This is a genomic window from Acinetobacter tianfuensis (assembly GCF_003611465.1).
In the GTDB taxonomy this organism is placed as follows: Bacteria; Pseudomonadota; Gammaproteobacteria; order Pseudomonadales; family Moraxellaceae; genus Acinetobacter; species Acinetobacter tianfuensis.
In genome coordinates this window covers 1-17,152 of the sequence record NZ_RAXV01000019.1, presented here as the reverse complement: position 1 = coordinate 17,152, position 17,152 = coordinate 1, and the positions used below count along the sequence as shown (strand labels likewise).

Here is a 17,152-nt window from a genome sequence, read left to right as displayed (position 1 = left end):
CGGCTAAAATATTTATGGTTATACTCAAAACTCAATAAACAACAAGTGACCACTGTGGAAGGGAATATGACACAAGAAACGTCTGCAGGCTTAAGATTTAGACAAGCACTGGAAGTGGAAAAACCATTACAAATCATTGGTACAGTCAACGCTTATGCAGCGATGATGGCGAAACAAGTCGGTTACAAAGCGATTTATCTTTCGGGTGCTGGTGTTGCAAACTATTCATATGGCTTACCTGATTTAGGCATGACCAGCTTAGACAACGTATTAGAAGACGTCCGTCGTATTACCGAACGTGTAGACACACCGTTACTTGTCGATATTGATACTGGTTGGGGTGGCGCATTTAACATTGCTCGTACTGTGAAACAAATGATTGCAGCAGGCGCAGCAGCAGTACATATTGAAGACCAAGTTGCACAAAAGCGTTGCGGTCATCGCCCTAACAAAGAAATTGTTTCTCAACAAGAAATGGTAGACCGTATCAAAGCTGCGGTAGATGCTAAAACTGATTCAAACTTTGTGGTGATGGCACGTACCGATGCATTACAAAAAGAAGGTTTGCAAGCGGTGATCGACCGTGCATGTGCATGCGTAGAAGCAGGCGCAGATGCAATCTTCGCTGAAGCAATGACAGACATTACCATGTATAAAACAGTCTGCGATGCAGTCGGTGTTCCTGTACTTGCCAACATTACTGAATTTGGTGATACGCCGTATTACACTACTCAAGAATTGGGTGAGCAAGGCATTTCAATGGTGCTTTATCCATTGTCAGCAACCCGTGCGATGCAAAAAGCTGCACTCGAAGTTTTCCGTTCTATTCGTGAAAATGGTACACAAGTGAATGTGTTAGATACCATGCAACAACGTAAAGAGCTATATGAATTTCTTGATTATCATACTTTCGAAAACACCTTAGACAAACTATTCACTGAAGGAAAATAAAAATGGCTGAAGGAAAAGTACTTACAGGCGCAGGACTGCGCGGACAAGTTGCAGGTAAAACAGCATTATCAACAGTCGGTAAGAGTGGCGCAGGCTTAACTTATCGTGGTTATGATGTGCAAGACCTTGCTGAAAATTGCCAATTCGAAGAAGTTGCTTATCTGATTTTCTTTGGCGAATTGCCGACAGCAGAACAACTTGCGACTTATAAAGCAAAATTAAAATCACTGCGTCAATTGCCGCAAGCCTTGAAAGAAGTCCTTGAACGTATCCCTGCGGATTCACATCCAATGGATGTCATGCGTACAGGTGTTTCAATGTTGGGTAACCTTGAAACTGAAAAATCATTTGATGAGCAGCAAGACGTTGCAGATCGTATTTTGGCGACATTGCCAGCGATCATTTGCTACTGGTACCGTTTCAGCCATGATGGCGTACGTATTGAAGAAAATACCGATGACGATTCTATCGGTGCTCAATTCCTGCATTTATTACGCGGTGAAAAACCAAATGAATTGCATGAACAAGTGATGAATGTATCGCTGATTCTTTATGCAGAGCATGAATTTAACGCATCTACATTCACAGCGCGTGTGTGTGCATCGACATTGTCAGATATGCATTCATGTATCACAGGTGCAATTGGTTCACTTCGCGGTCCATTGCATGGCGGCGCCAACGAAGCAGCGATGGAAATGATTGAAAACTGGACCTCGCCTGAAGAAGCTGAACGTGAAATGTTGGGCAAACTTGAGCGTAAAGAAAAAATCATGGGCTTCGGTCATGCAATCTATAAAGACAATGATCCGCGTAATGGCATCATCAAAATCTGGTCTGAAAAACTCGCAAAAGACGTAGGCGATACAGTACTTTACCCAGTCTCTGTACGCTGTGAAGAAGTAATGTGGCGTGAGAAAAAATTATTCTGTAATGCCGACTTCTTCCATGCTTCTGCATATCACTTTATGGATATTGCAACCAAACTATTCACGCCAATCTTTGTGATGAGCCGTGTCACAGGTTGGGCTGCGCACGTGATGGAGCAACGTGCGGACAACCGCATTATTCGCCCAAGTGCAGATTATACGGGTCCAGAACTGCGTAAAGTTGTGCCAATTGCAGAACGTTCAGCAGCATAATGAATGACAAATTATTGTTGATTCTGAACTAAATAAAGCCTCGAAAGAGGCTTTATTTATTTGGATAGCGTATTGAATTTATTTAGATAAAGCAGGCAATAAAATCACACTTTCTTCACGCTGGAAACCCTCATCAAATGGGTAAGTCAGTGAGCTAAAGGTCGCTAAAATACCTTTTCGTTTAGGAAGTACATAAGCTTGTTGAAGTCGGATGTCAGGAGTGTAATGAACCAGATATTGTGGCTGAGTTTGAAATTTCTCTGTATTCAGTACAAATTGTGTCGAATATAATGTGGGGAAGTCAGACTCTCTTTTTGTTTCATCTTGTTGTAAAATATTTAATTTTATTTTTTTTGTATCTACTGGAATCAAAGGTTCAAGCTCTTTTTTGAGTGCGGTGAGTTGTTGTTCAAATACAGCAGGGTCATCCGCTTGCGCAATGCTGTTGTCAGATTTGGAAAAATAATATTCAGCGCGTTTAAGATCATAATAATATAGCACTGCTGTAGATTGGCTATGGACTGGAGATCTTAAAACATAAAAACGTTTTGATTTTTTTGAATAGCCTAAAACTTCTAAATGCACATTGTAATATTGTTGTGCGAAAGTTATAGGTGCGATACACAGTGCTGAAATCGTCATCAAAACAGAAAATGGAGAAGGCATCACTCAATACTCTATGGGATCTTATTTTTTGCGTAATAAAACAGGGGTTTCTGTGGTATATCCCGTTTCTTCAGGAAAAGCAAGGTATTGAGTTGAAACCATTTTATAAGGTTGGTTTGGGATTAAAAAAGCTTGATGAATTTTCAGATTCGGTTTGTAACTGACAGCTGTTTGTGTGCCACTACGATACTGACCTGAGCTTATTTGATATTGGTAACGATACTCGGACATAGTGATATTGGGTTCATAAATGTGCGGTACTTGTTTTACAGTTTTTTTCAAAATATGCAGCTGTGTGCCTTTTAAATTTTGCGCAGTGAGTGGCTGAAGGCGTTTTTTTATTTGATTTAAATCTTTCTCAAACTGAATGCCGTCTTGGTCGTAATCCACTTTGCGGGTTTTGGGGTTGATATAGATTGACTTGACTTCAATAAGTTTCGGTTCAGTTTTTTTCTGATTAAATTGATAGTAATAAAGTTGAGGCAACCTGCCGCGGCCATCTTCAAAATGCCGCAGTAAATAGACTTTTTGCTCAGTTTTATCATAGCCCAAGACTTCAATTGTTTGAGAGCCTCCTACTGTTGCAAAGGCGGAGCATGAAAATAGAGCCAGTATTGTTAAAGTATTTAATTGCCGTATTAACATCGTAAACTCCTTTTGCAATTTATTTCTATCAAGTATGCAAGTGAAATACTGATAAAAATATGAAGCTTATGTATGATTTATTCTGCTTTTAAAATCGCTAAAATATTTTCTGCTGTATTGAGTGTTAAGCTGTCTAGGCGCTCTAAAGCAGAGCCCTCTATGAAGTATTGATAACTATAAATTTTATTTTTAAACAGAATGGCGATATAAAACGTTCCTTCTGGTTTTTCAGCGGTAGCGCTGCCGCCTGGTTTAAGCAGGCCTGTACAAGACACAATAATGTCTGCATGCACAAATAGATTTTTTCCATGGACTGCCATGGCTTGGGTGACTTCTGCTGATTCGGCTGTGTATTGATTGATCAGTGAGGGGCTAATTTTGAGAATATCAATTTTAATACTGGGGTCATAACTGACAAGACCGCCTAGTAAAATATCAGCACCGCTATTCTTATAGATTGAAAACTGGCTTGCCAAGTACCCTGAGCTGGCGCTTTCAATAAATGCGGTGGTCAGTTTGCGCTGTTCAAGCAGTGCGCAGCACGTTGTTAAAAGAGCATATTTCATAAGTTTAGAAAAATGTGAAATTCTGTTAAGTGTAGCAATTTAATGTGTGTTTTTTAATCATATTCGGATTTTTTAATATTTTGCAGGAAAGGGTTTTGGCTTGAGGGTGGTGACTGTTTAAACAATGTTCAAAATGAATAGAAAAGAGTTTTACTTCTTTTGAAAGAGTGGTAAAAATAAAAATAAAGTGTGTATAGAAAGTAGGATGCAGCAATGAAAACAACGGTTAAGTATGTCGTATTAAAAAGCATGGATTACCAATTAGGCACTCCGCTTTTTCAAGAAGAAATTGATGCTGGCAGCCAATATTTTGATCAGATTCCAGCAGAAATCACATATCAAAATCATATATTTAAAGTAAAAAGCAAAGAGTTGAAGCGAGTCCAGATTACAGAAGAGTTTGAGGATTCACAAACAATTATTGTGAAAGTAATTGCGATTAATTAATAGAAAAATCAGTAGTTTAAAAAAACCTCTTGTGATAAGCACGGGGTATTTTTTTATGTCAGTTTTATTGCAGTTATTACGAGCAGTTATAAAAATAAACAAAATAATACACAAATATGAGTGTAAATATTATTTAATATTACAGTAAGAGTGTCGTATTGTGTATGAAAGCACATAAAGTAATATTCATGGTTGGCAGTTCACTGGATTTTCCACTAAATTGTAATTTGGTGTAAAAAAAGCTACAAATAATGTCTATGTAGTGAGAAATTATCAATATAACTGTAGTTTTTTGAAAATTTGAGTCGGTAAGTGTTTTTATGGATCTTCTTAAATTCGTTAAAAGTTTTAATACTGTAGGTACATATTTAGCGCTCTCTGTAGCTTTGCTTTCATTTTTGATTGTTTATTTTTATGTGATTAGTCCAGCATAAAAGCACTTGAAAGTTAAAGTTATGGTTTAGTTAAAGCCATTCTACATATAAAAACGATCTTAGCCAGATTAGAAAAAAGCAACGCTAGAAATAGTGTTGCTTTTTTTGTTTTAACATTTGGCAGGAGAGGATAGAGCTGTTTCAGCAATGAAGGCTGTAGATTGTTTCTGCAATGAGTTAAGTATTTTGGAAGGCTGTAATATTTGCACTGGCTTTTTTGATTGCATAAAGCAGTTGCCCTAAAAGAACATCATTTCCAGCTAACGTGACGATGATGAGCGGGTATTGAGGGTGCGGTGCTGTGGAGAGGATAGCCTTTCCGTTTTTTGCATCTAATGTAATGCTTTGACAGCCGTGCAAATTAATTTCTGACAGAAAAGCTTGCACCATGGCCAGTATTGAACTGCTGACCGCAGCCAGTTTGCTGGTATGGTGCATATTTTTTTTATATACAAATGCAAGTTCAAACCCATCTGTTGAGCAGAGCATCAAGGCATCAACATGTGAGACATCAGCAAGAATTTGTTTTAATTCGGACTCTGCATACGCAACAAGTTCACTTGGCGCAGTACGTTTTAAAAGATTTAAAGACATAGGGGACTCTTAAACACTTAGTGCAACTTCAGCTTTGGTGATTAATGCTTCTATAAGCAATAAGATGTCATCTTTTTTACGGGCATCTACAAAAAAAAGTGTATGGTGCTGGTGGCGGTGCAAATCTTCCCATTGCCGATAGATTGCGGTGCTTTGTGCGGACTTTAAATCTGTATGGGTAATGCCGATAACAATATTTTGACTGATGGTTTTAAAGTAATCCAGGTAGTAGTTCAGCTCATCAATTGGATCATGAGCGGTGTGGTCAATTAAAATGATTGTGCCGAGTGCGCCTTTGCAAATGACATTCCACATAAAATCGAAACGCTCTTGGCCTGGAGTGCCATATAAGCCGACTTTAATACCGTCATCTAAGGTCAGTTCACCATAGTCAATACCTACGGTTGTGAACTGTTTGCTATGCGCTGCAGTATCTGTATTTACTGCTTCGGTAGACAGAACTTCAATGTTTGAAAGCGCTTTAATTGCAGAGGTTTTGCCTGCCCCCATTGTGCCGGCAAAAACAATTTTATATTGCTGTAAGATCATTAGAGTACCTTATAAGCCTAGTTTTAATCGTAATTTGCTGAAGAAGCTGCGTTTAGCGCTGTTTTCAGCCTGATTGGCTGCAGCAGACTCTGTTGATGAAGTCATTCTCGGGGCTGCAAGGGTTTCAATCATCTGAGCCATTTCACAGCTGAAAATAAAGCGTTCTATGCGCTGTTTGCTGAATTGGGTTTTATCCTGAATATAGCGTACTGTGCAGCCATGGCTAAAGTAGGCCGAAATTTTTAAAACTTCGCTTCTGCTTTGTGAGGCTGTTGGCTGTGGCCAATGCAGCAATTGATATGCCAATGGGAAATTCAGGCTGTCATCGGCTAGGTAATCCCAGACAAATTGCCAAATGCCAGTATTTAAATCTACGGCTTTAAAGCGGTGCTTAAAGGAGACAATTTGGTTGATATCTGCAGGTGTGATTTCGAAACCGTCCCAATGTTCAATTTCAACTTTTGTATTTAAGAAAAACTCTTTTTGTTCTGTATCAAGTATCGCAAAGTTAACATCTTTATTTTTAATAATAAATTTGGTGCTGTTTGTAGAGCTTTGGTGCATTTTATTAAATGCTTTTTGTATGGCAGCAGGGCTGATTAGCGGTTTGATTTTGACAGCTGCTGCAGGTGCGGGGGCAGATTCCTTAATTTGAGGTGCAGCGGGAAATGCTTTGAACAGTTGAATCTAGCTGTTTATTAAGCCATGTAATGAATTGATCAGGTGCTTTTAAGGGCAGATAAAGTATGTCATCCAGAATTTGTCCTGCACGGCTATCATCTTTGTATAGTTTTAAAACTGCTAATTTAGATAAATCAAGAGTTTTAAGGTGGCTGACATCTACATAGTCGTCATTAATCAGCAGCACTTGCAGTTTTTTGTCTGCAATATTTGTCCAATGGATATCGTGATGAAAGCTGAACTGCTGTGAAATAATATTCTTTAATTCACGGATAACAGAAAGGCCCAGACCAAAAAATGAAATATAAATTGGATGTTTCATGGTGATATTCTTATAAGCAGAAGCGAAGGCTATTGCCTTATGCAATAGCCTTGTGAAGGATTAAGAGAAATCCAATTCTTTTTCAAAACGTTTTAACTCATGACGAGCCATTGCCAAGTTTGATTTTTGGCGGTCGAGTACAAGATAGAGGAATAGTGCGTCATTTGAATCAAGCGGGCGGATCAAATGATACTGTTTACCTAAAGTAATCAAAATATCTTCGATTGTATCGTTTAGATTTAATGATTTAGCAACTTTGCGTTTTGCGCGGATGACTTCTGTATTTCCTGCTGCAGCAAATTCTAAATCAATTTGATTTCCGCCTTGGGTTGCTAGCGCTAAACCGCTTTCACTATCTACAAGTGCTGCTGCTACAAAACCGTCAATTTCTGTCAGAATATCTAAAGTTACTTTAGCCATGAGTTGCCCCCTAGTTATCAAAAAAAGTTGATAATTTATTTGCAAAAATAAATATATCTCATGAATAGTCATACACAAAGGGGTAAAACACAAGGCGTCATAATATGACAATTTTTTGTCACTTTACGGTCAAAAAATGCTTAGTGGTTATCATAATGTGCTTTGAATTGTAGAGGGTGGCGCTTTAAGTGTGGTAAATTCAGACAAATGTGTATATTTACTGAACTGGCATAACATGCGCTTTAATAAAAATAAGTGTAAATTTTTGTTAAAATAAACTTAATTTTTATATTTCATACAAAAATATATTGTTTTTATAGATGTTATTTTTGATAGCGTGAGGCTTCTTAGTTAAGAATGTTGATTATTTGGCGCAATGAAGAGGCTGAAGTGTTGTATTTTGATACTCTAGCTTCAGCCTAAATAATATTTAAAGGTGATTTTCTAGCTGTTTTTTGTGTTCTTTGACTTGCTTAGCGTAGCGTTGACCTTGTTTTTTCATCGCACGATTATTTTTATAACCGCTTGGCCCAACATTGTAATAAGCCAATCCTGTTTTAATATCACCAGCCTGCTGTGAATAGCGGGATAGAATATAAGTACCGCAATTGATGTTCACTGCTTCATCAAATAAGTCACCAGGGCATGTTTGCTGCCAATAACGCGGAATAATTTGTGTATAGCCGACAGCGCCTGCTGGTGACGTTACTGTTGGACGGTAGCTGGACTCTTGGCGGATTACAGCGGCCATGAGAATTGGGTCCATACTGTAGCGTTCAGCACTTTGAATAATCATTGGCGCAACCCGATTAGCTGTATTTGGCGCTACAGTATAGGCGCGCTGAATGCCGGCAGAGAGTTTTGCAGAGCGTTTTTCCAGTGAGTTGCCGCCGAGTGATGAACAGCCTGCCATCAGCCCTAAAGTTACAAATAAGAGAGCGTGCTTCAATACAGGGACAGAACGCTCGGAGAGGCTAATCGTGTTTTTAAAACGCTGACTTAACTGCAAAACAATATCCATTTACATAATAACTGGCGAACATTATGCCGTTTGAGCTGTGCTCGTCAAGAACTGCTCTACTGGGCAATTATTGCAAAATGTTAATGCAATGAATGAATTATGTTCAGTCAGATGACTGCATAGCGCTTTGACTGTATTTGCTGTTTTTGAGGGGGCAAATAAAAAGCTCAGAACTGGCTGCAGATTAGCCAGTTTTCTCTATGCAAGGGTTTTTAGCATCCAAATTTCACAAGCATGGCTATGTCCAGTATTGCCTTTGGGGGCTTCCAAGTGTTTAAAGCCTAATTTTTCATATAATTTAACCGCTTGCCATAGGGATTGAGTTGTTTCTAAATAGCAAGCTTGTGCCTTCGTGCTTTTTGCAAATATAAAGGCCAACTCCAGCAGCTGCTTAGCAAACCCTTGTCCGCGGATGACTTCATTAAAATACATTTTTTGAATTTCAAGCAAGTCTGCATCACCTTTAAGCGGTGAAATACCGCCGCCGCCAAAAATCGTGCCGCTTTCGTCTTGGATTACCCAGTATCTTGCATTGGGCTGCTGATAGACCGTATATAAATCATCAAGGATGGGATCTGCTACAGCAAATCCTGATTCAGGCGCTAGGCCAAATTCCTTAGAAACTTGGCGAATGACGTCTGCGATAGATGCATTATCTTGTTTTTGAATAGGGCGGATGCTGTACATGTGTTGTTCAATGGAGATAAATTAAAAGCGGTCTTTTTTATACCAAAAAAGACCGCTTTCATGTTGTTTTATTACATATATTTCAATGAAATATATAAATTAAAGTGTTTATTTTAATTCGCTGGATGTTTTGCCAAGTTCTCTGCGGGCAATGATCAGCTGCTGAATTTGCTGTGTGCCTTCAAAAATATCTAAAATTTTAGAATCACGGGCCCATTTTTCGAGCAGTTCTTCTTCGTTATAGCCAGCGCATGCTGCCAGTTCTACACATTTTAATGTAATTTTATTGCCCACACGGCCTGCTTTGGCTTTTGCAATAGATGCTTCGCGTGAGTTTGGTTTTTTATTGTCAGCCATCCACGCAGCCTTTAACATCAGCAGGCGGGCAGCTTCCCATTCGGCCTCCATTTGGTAAACCTGCGCAGCAATGTTCGAGGTCTGTAAATAAGGCACAGCATAATCTGCGCTGAGCTCATCTTTAAAAATTTCTTTAATGCGCTCAAGTGATGCTTTTGCACAGCCGACAGCCATTGCGGCAACAAGCGGACGGGTGTTGTCAAAGGTTTCCATGACACCAGCAAACCCTTTGGCAACATCAATTTCAGCATTGCCTAATAAGTTGCGGGCAGGTACGCGGCAGTCTATAAAGCGGATGACTGCTGTATCAGAAGCTTTAATCCCCAGTTTGTGCTCTAGGCGTTCTACGGTCATACCTGGAGTGCCTTTTTCAACGACAAAGGATTTAATAGCAGCACGGCCTAATTGTTTATCTAGCGTTGCCCAAACAACAACGGAGTCAGCGCGCTCGCCAGAGGTTACAAAAATTTTCTCGCCATTCAGGATGTAATCATCACCGTCTTTTATTGCCGTGGTGCGGATTGCAGCAGAGTCTGAACCGCAGCCGGGCTCAGTAATGGCCATCGCAGCCCACGTCCCGTTTAAGCGTTCAAGCTGCTCATCATTGGCTACAGCTGCAATTGCTGAATTGCCAAGGCCTTGACGCGGCATGGTCAGCAGCAGGCCAGTATCGCCATAACACATTTCAACGACGCTCAGAGCGGTTGACATGTTAACGCCATTTTTATTGCTGGTATCAGTATCGCCGCGTTTATTCACAGCAGCGCCTGCATTCATGCCGTCACCGCCTTCATTCATGCCGTCAACCAAAGATGAAAGCATATCGAGCTCTTTGGGATAAGCATGTTCAGCTTTGTCGTATTTGCGTGAAATTGGACGCAGCACATTAAGCGCAACTTCATGTGCCTGATCGATCAGCATTTTAAACTTTTTAGGATTTTGTAAATTCATGAGATTATTCCTTATTATTCTTTTATTTAAGCATGCAAGCCAGATTGCATAATGCCGACAGCCCGCAAATCGCGGTACCAGCGCTCTACGGGATGCTCTTTGGTAAACCCATGGCCGCCAAGCAGCTGCACACCGTCTGTGCCAATAGTCATCGATTTTTCAGCGCAAAGAATACGGGCTAAGTAGGCTTCTCGGTGAAATGGCTTTCCTGCTTCAGCAAGGCTGGCGGCATTTAAAACCAGCATGCGCATAGCATCAATTTCGATTGCCATGTCAGCAATTATAAATGCAACGCTTTGACGGTGTGAGATAGGCTCACCAAAAGCGATCCGTTCATTGGCGTATTGGATGCAATATTCTTTTACGGCTGTGCATGTACCCACAGCCATAGCGCACCACATCAGGTTGCCTAAGTCGAGGAAGCTGCTGTAATTAAAATCATCGTCGGCAAGGCGTTCAGCAGGAGTGTTTTTAAATGATAAAGTCACTGTTTCCGTTGGTTTTAGACCCATTGCTGGTGACTTTTTAATTTGTATCGAGCTGTCGCGTGTAACGGTAAAAACTTCTGGTTGCCCATTCAGCATGGCGCTGACTAAAAAAAGATCAGCGGATTCGCCGAGCAGAACGGCTGTTTTTTCGCCAGTAATGCTGTAATTGCCGTCTGTATCATGTGCTTGGGTTTTGAGAACAAATGGATTAAATGCGGGGGTGTTTTCCTGTACGGCAAAGCTTGCCTGCAGCTCACTGTCCTCTGCAAAGTTTGGCAGATATTTGGCTTGAACAGCTGCAGACCCCCACTGTGTAATTGCATTAATGACGCTGAATGTGGACAGCAGGCCAGCGGTCAAACTGAAGTCGCCGTGTGCTAAACGTTCTGCAATCAGCATATTGCTGATAATATTTTTTTCTGCAGCAACACCGCCCAAGTCTTCTGGCAGGGCGTAAAAGTTTAATCCAAGATCAATGCTGTACTGTAAAAGGCTTGGCGGGAATTTTTCTTCATGATCGGCTTGGTGCGCTAAAGGACGAAGGACTTCGGCTGCAAACTGTGCCATAGAGTCGCTTAAGATCTGCTGCTCTTCACTTAAGTTTAAGTCAAACAGGGACTTTGTTTGGTTTGGCAGTCTGTGTTTTGCAGGATTAGATTGCGGCTTAAACACTTTTTGCGTTTTGGTTAGGGTTTTAAAGCCTGCTTTTGAACCTTGATAAAGCGACTTTTCCATAAATTTGCGAAGCTTTAATTGGTCTAATACATCGCTGCCAGCAATTTTGGTCAGCAATGACAGTCCGAATCCTTGTGCTTTATTCACCATGTCGCTCATATTTATTATTCCTAGAGGGTGTTCTTGTACTTTTTATGCTGACACTTGCGGCATGAAAAAACTATGTCAGTTTTGACAGTGTTTATTGACTTGGATGAATGGTTTTTAATAGGATGATTTATTTATTAAGATATTGTTTTATATTTAGTATTTTTATTTTTTTTAAATTAAAATTTAAGTTAAATTGACTTGAATGACATTGCGTCATTCAAGTCTAAACGGAATTAATGATATTTTTTGATCATGCTGCGAACATTGGTTTTTGCTTCAATGACCGTCATAAATGTATAGGCGCCGATAAATTTACGGCTAATGAACATGAACTCTTTGGGCGGCACGCTGAAATAGCGTGAAGCCATAGATTTTGATGCTTGCTGCATGACGCGGCTATGCAGCTGGCTTTTTTTCCAGTCATAACGCATATGCTCATCCATAATCCCGGCTGGCAGATTTGGATTGTTTAATGGGCTGCTGAAAGCTTCTGTTGCCAATAAAAACACTTTAGCCATGTCGGGTTTAATGCTTAAAGGCATCGCATCAAAAAAATCATAGCCTGTCATGGCTGCAACCATTTTTTCCGCATCATGGTCGAAACCGGCATTAATTAAATTACGCGCTACACTTAGTAGGTTGCTGTCAAACTGGCGGATTGCGCCAAAGTCCAGCAAAACAATTTTATCTTTTATGCTTTCACCGTCACCTAGGCGTACAAGATAATTGCCGAAGTTCGGGTCAGTCTGCATTTCACCCCATTCAAAGATTTCACGTACAGCAATTTCAAGTGATGCTTCACCTAAGGCATTACGGCGTTCTTGCGGTAAAGACAGCATAACTGGGCTGTTAATCGGCACACCGCGTTCAAAGGTCATGCACAGCACTTGCTGTGTGCAATAGCTGTCAATAATCTGCGGTACGATATAGCGCGGATCTTCTTTTAGGCGTGCGCCAAAACGGCGTGTCGTTTCAGCTTCAATTTTATAATCGACTTCGCGGTGCATCATTTCACGGACTTCTTCGAACCATTGGTCGAATTCACGTGTTTGCGGCACCATGCGTGTCAATTTCAGCATGTTTTTAAATAAGTTCATGTCCGAATCAATTGCATCGGCAACACCCGGGTATTGAACTTTTAAAACCAGTTCCAAGCCGTCTGATTTACGGGTGGCTCTGTGTACTTGCGCCAGTGACGCAGTGCCTAAAGGCTCATGGTCAATCGTTAAGTCATCTAATTTAGAGCCGAGCTGGTCTTGCAGCTGTTTTTTAATTGCAGGCCAATCCAGCGCTACTGTTTGATTATTTAGTGTATTTAGCGCTTGAGTAATTTCTTCAGGCAGAAAATGTTCACCGTATAAAGCCATCATTTGGCCAATTTTTACAATTGAACCTTTTAGCTTGCCAATTTCAGCAACGAGATATTCGGCTTGCTCTTTCGTGGCTTTTTTACGTTTACGTTCTTTTTCTTCTTCATTTGAGAATATTGAAGTTGCACTGGAGGCAGCCCAGCGTGTGCCCGCGAGCAAAGATGCCTTTGCAATCGATAAGCGTCGGTCTATAGATGAAGTTTTAAGTTGTTTAAGCTTATCGTTCTGATCTGACATTAAGCGCTATCCTTTAATCAGCAAGTCGCAGAAATATGTATTGTAGCGAATCTTACCCTGTCTTCACGTATTAAAAAAGTTTAACCTGCTGAATTAATAGCAGACGATTCAGGCCGCAGTGCAGTAAAGCCGCGCAAACTAAATTTTAAACTTAATTTTTACATCCTGCTTTTGCTGTAAAGCATCACGGTGGGTATTAATATGCTGCCGTATGAGATTCTGCACAGCTTCATGATTAAAGCCTTTGGCATAGCCTTGAATTAAAATAATGCTGGGTAAGCTGAAAAACAGCTGTTTGGCATCGTCCAAATTTGCAGCTGGAAAGATCTCTGTTTCTACCAGCAATTGCTGGAACAGGGCTTTTTCTGCATTGACATGAGAGGATTCGGTATCATCCCAATAGCGTTGACGCATTGCCATCAGATTATTGTGCTTGTAGCTCATACGGCTTTAATCCATAAAATTACACCACCTAATATGGTGCTGAAATATTTCATTTCAATCATGCTAAAGTAATTTAAAAAATGTTATAAATGCAGAATAAATTTATAACAATGTGTTTATTGTCTTGGGGAATTCAATGAAACCTTTAATCATGACGCTGCTGATGTGCTGTGCTGGGATTTCTGCACAAGCTTATGCTTTAAGCTTTTCAAAAGATTATGAGGGCTGTATGCGTAAAGCAGGAAGTCATTCAGAGTCAATTCGTACTTGTCAGATTAAAGAGCTTAAGGTGCAGAATAAGCGTCTAAAGAAAGTGTATAAATTAACGGCAAAAACAGCAAATCCAGCTGAGCAGGCGCTTATCAAGCAATCTAAAGCGCAGTGGCATCAGCAGCGCGGCAATGCATGTCAAACGGCTGGCAAAAAAATAAAAGCGTATAATGGGTTCAATTCCAGCTGCGCATTGCAAATGACCGTTTCTCATGCAGATATGATGGAAGTGCGTTTGAACAACAAAATAATGAAGTGATTTTTAAAATAAAAAAATGAAAACTGAGGTATCATAAGGCGTTTTAAAAATATGACCTTGGAGACGCCTTAAGTGGATCGACTGACTATTAGCCCTGAACAATTGCAGGAAGCCGCTGAAAATCTTAGCACCATTCGTGACTTTATCCGTTTTGGTGTGACAGCATTACGTCAATACGATGCACATTTAGGCCAAGGTACAGAAGATTATTTTGCTGAAAGTTCCGCGCTGGTTTTACAAACGCTGTCTTTGGATTGGAATGCCGATTCTGAAATTTTAGAGGCGAAACTTTTGCCAAGCGAAGCGGCTGAATTTCTAGCTTTGCTTGAGCGCCGTATCAATGAAAAAGTGCCAACTTCTTATCTTTTAAATTTGGCCTATTTCGACGGCAAGCCATACTATGTGGATGAGCGCGTACTGATTCCGCGTTCACCTATTGCAGAATTGATTCAAAACCGTTTTGCGCCGTACTGTTTAGATGAAAATCATTTGCCACGTGAAGGTGTAAATAACCTTCCTGAAAATTCTAATCCTAAAATGCCGCGCCGCATTTTAGATATGTGCACTGGTTCAGGCTGTATCGCCATTGCGTTGGCATATGCTTTCCCTGAAGCGGAAGTGGATGCGACAGATCTTTCTAAAGATGCATTGGAAGTGGCACAGATCAACTGTGAACACCATAATCAACAATTCAATGTTGCATTACTTGAATCTGATTTATTTGCAAAAATCCCAGCTGAAAACCAATATGATTTAATCGTTTCGAATCCTCCATATGTTGATGCAGAGGACATGGCTGATTTGCCTGAAGAATTCCACCATGAACCAGAAATGGCGCTTGCAGCAGGTCAAGACGGTTTAGATCTAGTACGTAAAATGCTGGCTCAGGCGGCAGATTATTTAACAGAAGACGGCCTGATCGTAATTGAAGTGGGCAATTCTGAGTGGGCAATGCGCCAAAACTTCAACACTGTAGATTTTTACTGGCTTCAGTTCCAAAAAGGCGGCACAGGAATTTTCGCATTGACAGCAGCGCAGTGCCGTCAATACAGAGATTTATTTATTCAATCTATTCAAGCATAAGGAGTCGTTTGACATGGCAGGCAATAGTATAGGGCAACTCTTCCGTGTAACGACTTGTGGTGAATCTCATGGCGCAGGCCTGATGGCAATCGTAGATGGTGTGCCGTCAGGAATTGAACTATGTGAAGCAGATTTGCAAAAAGATTTGGACCGCCGTAAACCCGGAACGTCTAAATTTGCAACGCAGCGTAAAGAACCTGATGAAGTTGAAATTATTTCAGGTGTTTTTGAAGGTAAAACGACAGGAACATCGATTGGTTTGCTCATCCGCAATACAGACCAAAAATCGAAAGATTATGGCAATATTGCGCAAACTTTCCGTCCGGGTCATGCGGACTATACCTATACACAAAAGTATGGTTTTCGTGACTACCGCGGCGGTGGCCGATCTAGCGCTCGTGAAACAGCAATGCGTGTGGCAGCAGGCGCTATTGCAAAGAAATTCTTGTTTGAGAAATTCGGCATTGAAATCCGCGGTCATGTAACGCAAATCGGTACAGAAAAAGCAGAGAAATTGGACTGGAATGAAGTTCCGAACAATCCATTCTTCTGCGGTGATGCTGATGCAGTCCCGCGTTTTGAAGCGCTTGTAACGTCTCTTCGTGAGCAAGGCACCAGCTGCGGCGCGAAACTTGAAATCATTGCTTCCAAGGTGCCTGTAGGCTGGGGTGAACCAGTATTTGACCGTTTAGATGCAGATATTGCGCATGCGATGATGTCAATTAACGCGGTGAAAGGTGTCGAAATTGGCGATGGTTTTGGCGTTGCGGAACAATTTGGCCATGAAACACGTGATGAATTAACCACGGATGGTTTCCTTGCAAACCATGCCGGCGGTATTTTAGGCGGTATTTCTAGCGGCCAAGACATCCGTGTCGCGATTGCATTAAAACCGACAGCATCAATCACTACGCCGGGCAAAACAATCACGATTACCCGTGAAGATACTGATGTACTGACGAAAGGCCGTCATGATCCTTGTGTAGGTGTTCGTGCAACACCAATTGCAGAAGCAATGCTGGCAATTGTGCTGATGGATCATTTCATGCGTCAGCGTGCGCAAAATGCTGATGTAGTTCAGCCATTTGAACCGATCTAAAAAATTAAATTTTTATACAATAACCAGACTTCGGTCTGGTTTTTTGTTTTAAGATAAGAAAAAATTTAGAAATAATAACGATGTTTCATTATAGAAAAGCAGAACTGCATGATGTGGCGCAATTGCAGGATTTAATTAATTCAGCTTACCGCAGCCAAAATAGTCAAAGCTGGACGAGCGAGTGCAGCATGGTTGATGGTGATCGTATTGATGCACTGCAGCTGGATTGTCTTTTAGCAAAAATAGATTTCGAATTGTGGGTATTGGAAGAGATAGAGGGATGTGCTCAGGATGAAATGCCGCATCATCTAATATTGGGCTGTATCGGTATTCAATTTGAAGCGAATACTGCAGAAATAGGTACTTTTGCTGTTTTGCCTGAACTGCAAAATAAAGGTTTAGGCAAAACCTTGCTTGATTTTGCTGAAGGGCGCATCAAAATGCGCAATGAGATCATACAAATTGTGATGTACGTACTGCATTTACGCAAAGAATTAATCGATTATTATCTGAGAAGAGGATATCAAAGAACATTGCAGACAGAACAATATCCACTGCATTTAAATGTAGGAAGGCCAATACAGGACATACACTTAATTCAATTAATTAAATTCTTATAAGTGTTTGGCTGAATTATTTTTTAAGCA

General features: G+C 40.6%; 22 protein-coding genes. 8 read left to right on the top strand and 14 right to left on the bottom strand.

Annotated elements, in window-relative coordinates; translation table 11 throughout:
- Window positions 1–66 precede the first annotated feature (66 nt).
- The gene (gene prpB, locus D7V32_RS09640) at window positions 67–951 is read left to right on the top strand and encodes a methylisocitrate lyase (protein WP_111858393.1); all 885 of its coding nucleotides are present in this window, start codon (window positions 67–69) and stop codon (window positions 949–951) included.
- Window positions 952–953: 2 nt separating this feature from the next.
- Window positions 954–2,090, top strand: coding sequence for a bifunctional 2-methylcitrate synthase/citrate synthase (gene prpC, locus D7V32_RS09635; protein ID WP_120402676.1), 1,137 nt, complete (start codon window positions 954–956; stop codon window positions 2,088–2,090).
- Between the two features lie 78 nt (window positions 2,091–2,168).
- Here prpC and D7V32_RS09630 read toward each other — a convergent pair whose 3' ends face one another.
- From D7V32_RS09630 to D7V32_RS09620, 3 genes are all read right to left on the bottom strand, one after another.
- Window positions 2,169–2,759, bottom strand: a complete 591-nt coding sequence (locus D7V32_RS09630; RefSeq protein ID WP_147394218.1) for a hypothetical protein — start codon at window positions 2,757–2,759, stop codon at window positions 2,169–2,171.
- An 18-nt stretch (window positions 2,760–2,777) separates the two neighbouring features.
- Window positions 2,778–3,401: an aminotransferase gene (locus D7V32_RS09625; protein ID WP_120402674.1), complete on the bottom strand. Its 624-nt coding sequence runs from the start codon at window positions 3,399–3,401 to the stop codon at window positions 2,778–2,780.
- 77 nt (window positions 3,402–3,478) lie between these two features.
- On the bottom strand, window positions 3,479–3,967 hold the full coding sequence (locus D7V32_RS09620; protein WP_120402673.1) for a CinA family protein: 489 nt from the start codon (window positions 3,965–3,967) through the stop codon (window positions 3,479–3,481).
- Window positions 3,968–4,180: 213 nt separating this feature from the next.
- Between D7V32_RS09620 and D7V32_RS09615 the strand changes: the two genes are divergently transcribed.
- Together D7V32_RS09615 and D7V32_RS17570 are read left to right on the top strand one after the other, a co-directional pair.
- Complete coding sequence (locus D7V32_RS09615; protein ID WP_120402672.1) at window positions 4,181–4,414, top strand: hypothetical protein; 234 nt, start codon at window positions 4,181–4,183, stop codon at window positions 4,412–4,414.
- Window positions 4,415–4,734: 320 nt separating this feature from the next.
- Window positions 4,735–4,848 carry a hypothetical protein gene (locus D7V32_RS17570; RefSeq protein WP_228200196.1) on the top strand — a complete coding sequence of 38 codons (114 nt, stop codon included), beginning with the start codon at window positions 4,735–4,737 and terminating at the stop codon, window positions 4,846–4,848.
- A 177-nt stretch (window positions 4,849–5,025) separates the two neighbouring features.
- Here the strand turns inward: D7V32_RS17570 and D7V32_RS09610 are convergent, their stop codons facing one another.
- The 11 genes from D7V32_RS09610 to D7V32_RS09560 form a co-directional block, all read right to left on the bottom strand.
- Window positions 5,026–5,442 carry a roadblock/LC7 domain-containing protein gene (locus D7V32_RS09610; protein WP_120402671.1) on the bottom strand — a complete coding sequence of 139 codons (417 nt, stop codon included), beginning with the start codon at window positions 5,440–5,442 and terminating at the stop codon, window positions 5,026–5,028.
- 9 nt (window positions 5,443–5,451) lie between these two features.
- The gene (locus tag D7V32_RS09605; protein ID WP_120402670.1) at window positions 5,452–5,991 is read right to left on the bottom strand and encodes a GTP-binding protein; all 540 of its coding nucleotides are present in this window, start codon (window positions 5,989–5,991) and stop codon (window positions 5,452–5,454) included.
- Window positions 5,992–6,000: 9 nt separating this feature from the next.
- Window positions 6,001–6,555 carry a hypothetical protein gene (locus D7V32_RS09600; RefSeq protein WP_120402669.1) on the bottom strand — a complete coding sequence of 185 codons (555 nt, stop codon included), beginning with the start codon at window positions 6,553–6,555 and terminating at the stop codon, window positions 6,001–6,003.
- 82 nt (window positions 6,556–6,637) lie between these two features.
- Window positions 6,638–6,994: a hypothetical protein gene (locus D7V32_RS09595; protein ID WP_120402668.1), complete on the bottom strand. Its 357-nt coding sequence runs from the start codon at window positions 6,992–6,994 to the stop codon at window positions 6,638–6,640.
- Between the two features lie 60 nt (window positions 6,995–7,054).
- Complete coding sequence (locus D7V32_RS09590) at window positions 7,055–7,414, bottom strand: roadblock/LC7 domain-containing protein (RefSeq protein WP_120402667.1); 360 nt, start codon at window positions 7,412–7,414, stop codon at window positions 7,055–7,057.
- A gap of 430 nt (window positions 7,415–7,844) precedes the next feature.
- Entirely contained in the window at window positions 7,845–8,327 is a 483-nt protein-coding gene (locus tag D7V32_RS09585) for a lytic transglycosylase domain-containing protein (protein ID WP_228200200.1), read from the bottom strand.
- 306 nt (window positions 8,328–8,633) lie between these two features.
- Window positions 8,634–9,122 carry a GNAT family N-acetyltransferase gene (locus D7V32_RS09580; protein WP_120402665.1) on the bottom strand — a complete coding sequence of 163 codons (489 nt, stop codon included), beginning with the start codon at window positions 9,120–9,122 and terminating at the stop codon, window positions 8,634–8,636.
- A gap of 108 nt (window positions 9,123–9,230) precedes the next feature.
- Window positions 9,231–10,430 (bottom strand): acyl-CoA dehydrogenase family protein, encoded by a 1,200-nt coding sequence (locus tag D7V32_RS09575; RefSeq protein ID WP_120402664.1) that lies wholly within the window; start codon window positions 10,428–10,430, stop codon window positions 9,231–9,233.
- A gap of 26 nt (window positions 10,431–10,456) precedes the next feature.
- A complete protein-coding gene (locus D7V32_RS09570; RefSeq protein WP_120402663.1) occupies window positions 10,457–11,752 on the bottom strand; it encodes an acyl-CoA dehydrogenase family protein in 1,296 nt (431 codons plus the stop codon).
- 224 nt (window positions 11,753–11,976) lie between these two features.
- Complete coding sequence (locus D7V32_RS09565) at window positions 11,977–13,350, bottom strand: ABC1 kinase family protein (RefSeq protein ID WP_120402662.1); 1,374 nt, start codon at window positions 13,348–13,350, stop codon at window positions 11,977–11,979.
- A 138-nt stretch (window positions 13,351–13,488) separates the two neighbouring features.
- A complete protein-coding gene (locus D7V32_RS09560; protein ID WP_120402661.1) occupies window positions 13,489–13,794 on the bottom strand; it encodes a hypothetical protein in 306 nt (101 codons plus the stop codon).
- A 136-nt stretch (window positions 13,795–13,930) separates the two neighbouring features.
- On the opposite strand from D7V32_RS09560, the gene D7V32_RS09555 reads away from it, so the two are divergent.
- From D7V32_RS09555 to D7V32_RS09540, 4 genes are all read left to right on the top strand, one after another.
- Window positions 13,931–14,323, top strand: a complete 393-nt coding sequence (locus D7V32_RS09555) for a lysozyme inhibitor LprI family protein (RefSeq protein ID WP_120402660.1) — start codon at window positions 13,931–13,933, stop codon at window positions 14,321–14,323.
- A gap of 72 nt (window positions 14,324–14,395) precedes the next feature.
- Window positions 14,396–15,406: a 50S ribosomal protein L3 N(5)-glutamine methyltransferase gene (prmB, locus tag D7V32_RS09550; RefSeq protein WP_120402659.1), complete on the top strand. Its 1,011-nt coding sequence runs from the start codon at window positions 14,396–14,398 to the stop codon at window positions 15,404–15,406.
- Between the two features lie 13 nt (window positions 15,407–15,419).
- Complete coding sequence (aroC, locus tag D7V32_RS09545; RefSeq protein WP_120402658.1) at window positions 15,420–16,505, top strand: chorismate synthase; 1,086 nt, start codon at window positions 15,420–15,422, stop codon at window positions 16,503–16,505.
- A gap of 122 nt (window positions 16,506–16,627) precedes the next feature.
- On the top strand, window positions 16,628–17,125 hold the full coding sequence (locus tag D7V32_RS09540) for a GNAT family N-acetyltransferase (protein WP_407641541.1): 498 nt from the start codon (window positions 16,628–16,630) through the stop codon (window positions 17,123–17,125).
- Window positions 17,126–17,152 lie beyond the last annotated feature (27 nt).

Bases quoted from the DNA above. Each gene is read 5' to 3' on its own strand.
- D7V32_RS09560 (WP_120402661.1), bottom strand. From the start codon at position 13,794: ATGAGCTACAAGCACAATAATCTGATGGCAATGCGTCAACGCTATTGG.
- D7V32_RS09620 (WP_120402673.1), bottom strand. From the start codon at position 3,967: ATGAAATATGCTCTTTTAACAACGTGCTGCGCACTGCTTGAACAGCGC.
- D7V32_RS09580 (WP_120402665.1), bottom strand. From the start codon at position 9,122: ATGTACAGCATCCGCCCTATTCAAAAACAAGATAATGCATCTATCGCA.
- D7V32_RS09625 (WP_120402674.1), bottom strand. From the start codon at position 3,401: ATGTTAATACGGCAATTAAATACTTTAACAATACTGGCTCTATTTTCA.
- D7V32_RS09615 (WP_120402672.1), top strand. From the start codon at position 4,181: ATGAAAACAACGGTTAAGTATGTCGTATTAAAAAGCATGGATTACCAA.
- D7V32_RS09595 (WP_120402668.1), bottom strand. From the start codon at position 6,994: ATGAAACATCCAATTTATATTTCATTTTTTGGTCTGGGCCTTTCTGTT.
- D7V32_RS09600 (WP_120402669.1), bottom strand. From the start codon at position 6,555: ATGCACCAAAGCTCTACAAACAGCACCAAATTTATTATTAAAAATAAA.
- D7V32_RS17570 (WP_228200196.1), top strand. From the start codon at position 4,735: ATGGATCTTCTTAAATTCGTTAAAAGTTTTAATACTGTAGGTACATAT.
- D7V32_RS09610 (WP_120402671.1), bottom strand. From the start codon at position 5,442: ATGTCTTTAAATCTTTTAAAACGTACTGCGCCAAGTGAACTTGTTGCG.
- prpB (WP_111858393.1), top strand. From the start codon at position 67: ATGACACAAGAAACGTCTGCAGGCTTAAGATTTAGACAAGCACTGGAA.
- D7V32_RS09605 (WP_120402670.1), bottom strand. From the start codon at position 5,991: ATGATCTTACAGCAATATAAAATTGTTTTTGCCGGCACAATGGGGGCA.
- D7V32_RS09575 (WP_120402664.1), bottom strand. From the start codon at position 10,430: ATGAATTTACAAAATCCTAAAAAGTTTAAAATGCTGATCGATCAGGCA.
- D7V32_RS09565 (WP_120402662.1), bottom strand. From the start codon at position 13,350: ATGTCAGATCAGAACGATAAGCTTAAACAACTTAAAACTTCATCTATA.
- D7V32_RS09555 (WP_120402660.1), top strand. From the start codon at position 13,931: ATGAAACCTTTAATCATGACGCTGCTGATGTGCTGTGCTGGGATTTCT.
- aroC (WP_120402658.1), top strand. From the start codon at position 15,420: ATGGCAGGCAATAGTATAGGGCAACTCTTCCGTGTAACGACTTGTGGT.
- prpC (WP_120402676.1), top strand. From the start codon at position 954: ATGGCTGAAGGAAAAGTACTTACAGGCGCAGGACTGCGCGGACAAGTT.
- D7V32_RS09590 (WP_120402667.1), bottom strand. From the start codon at position 7,414: ATGGCTAAAGTAACTTTAGATATTCTGACAGAAATTGACGGTTTTGTA.
- D7V32_RS09570 (WP_120402663.1), bottom strand. From the start codon at position 11,752: ATGAGCGACATGGTGAATAAAGCACAAGGATTCGGACTGTCATTGCTG.
- D7V32_RS09585 (WP_228200200.1), bottom strand. From the start codon at position 8,327: ATGGCAGGCTGTTCATCACTCGGCGGCAACTCACTGGAAAAACGCTCT.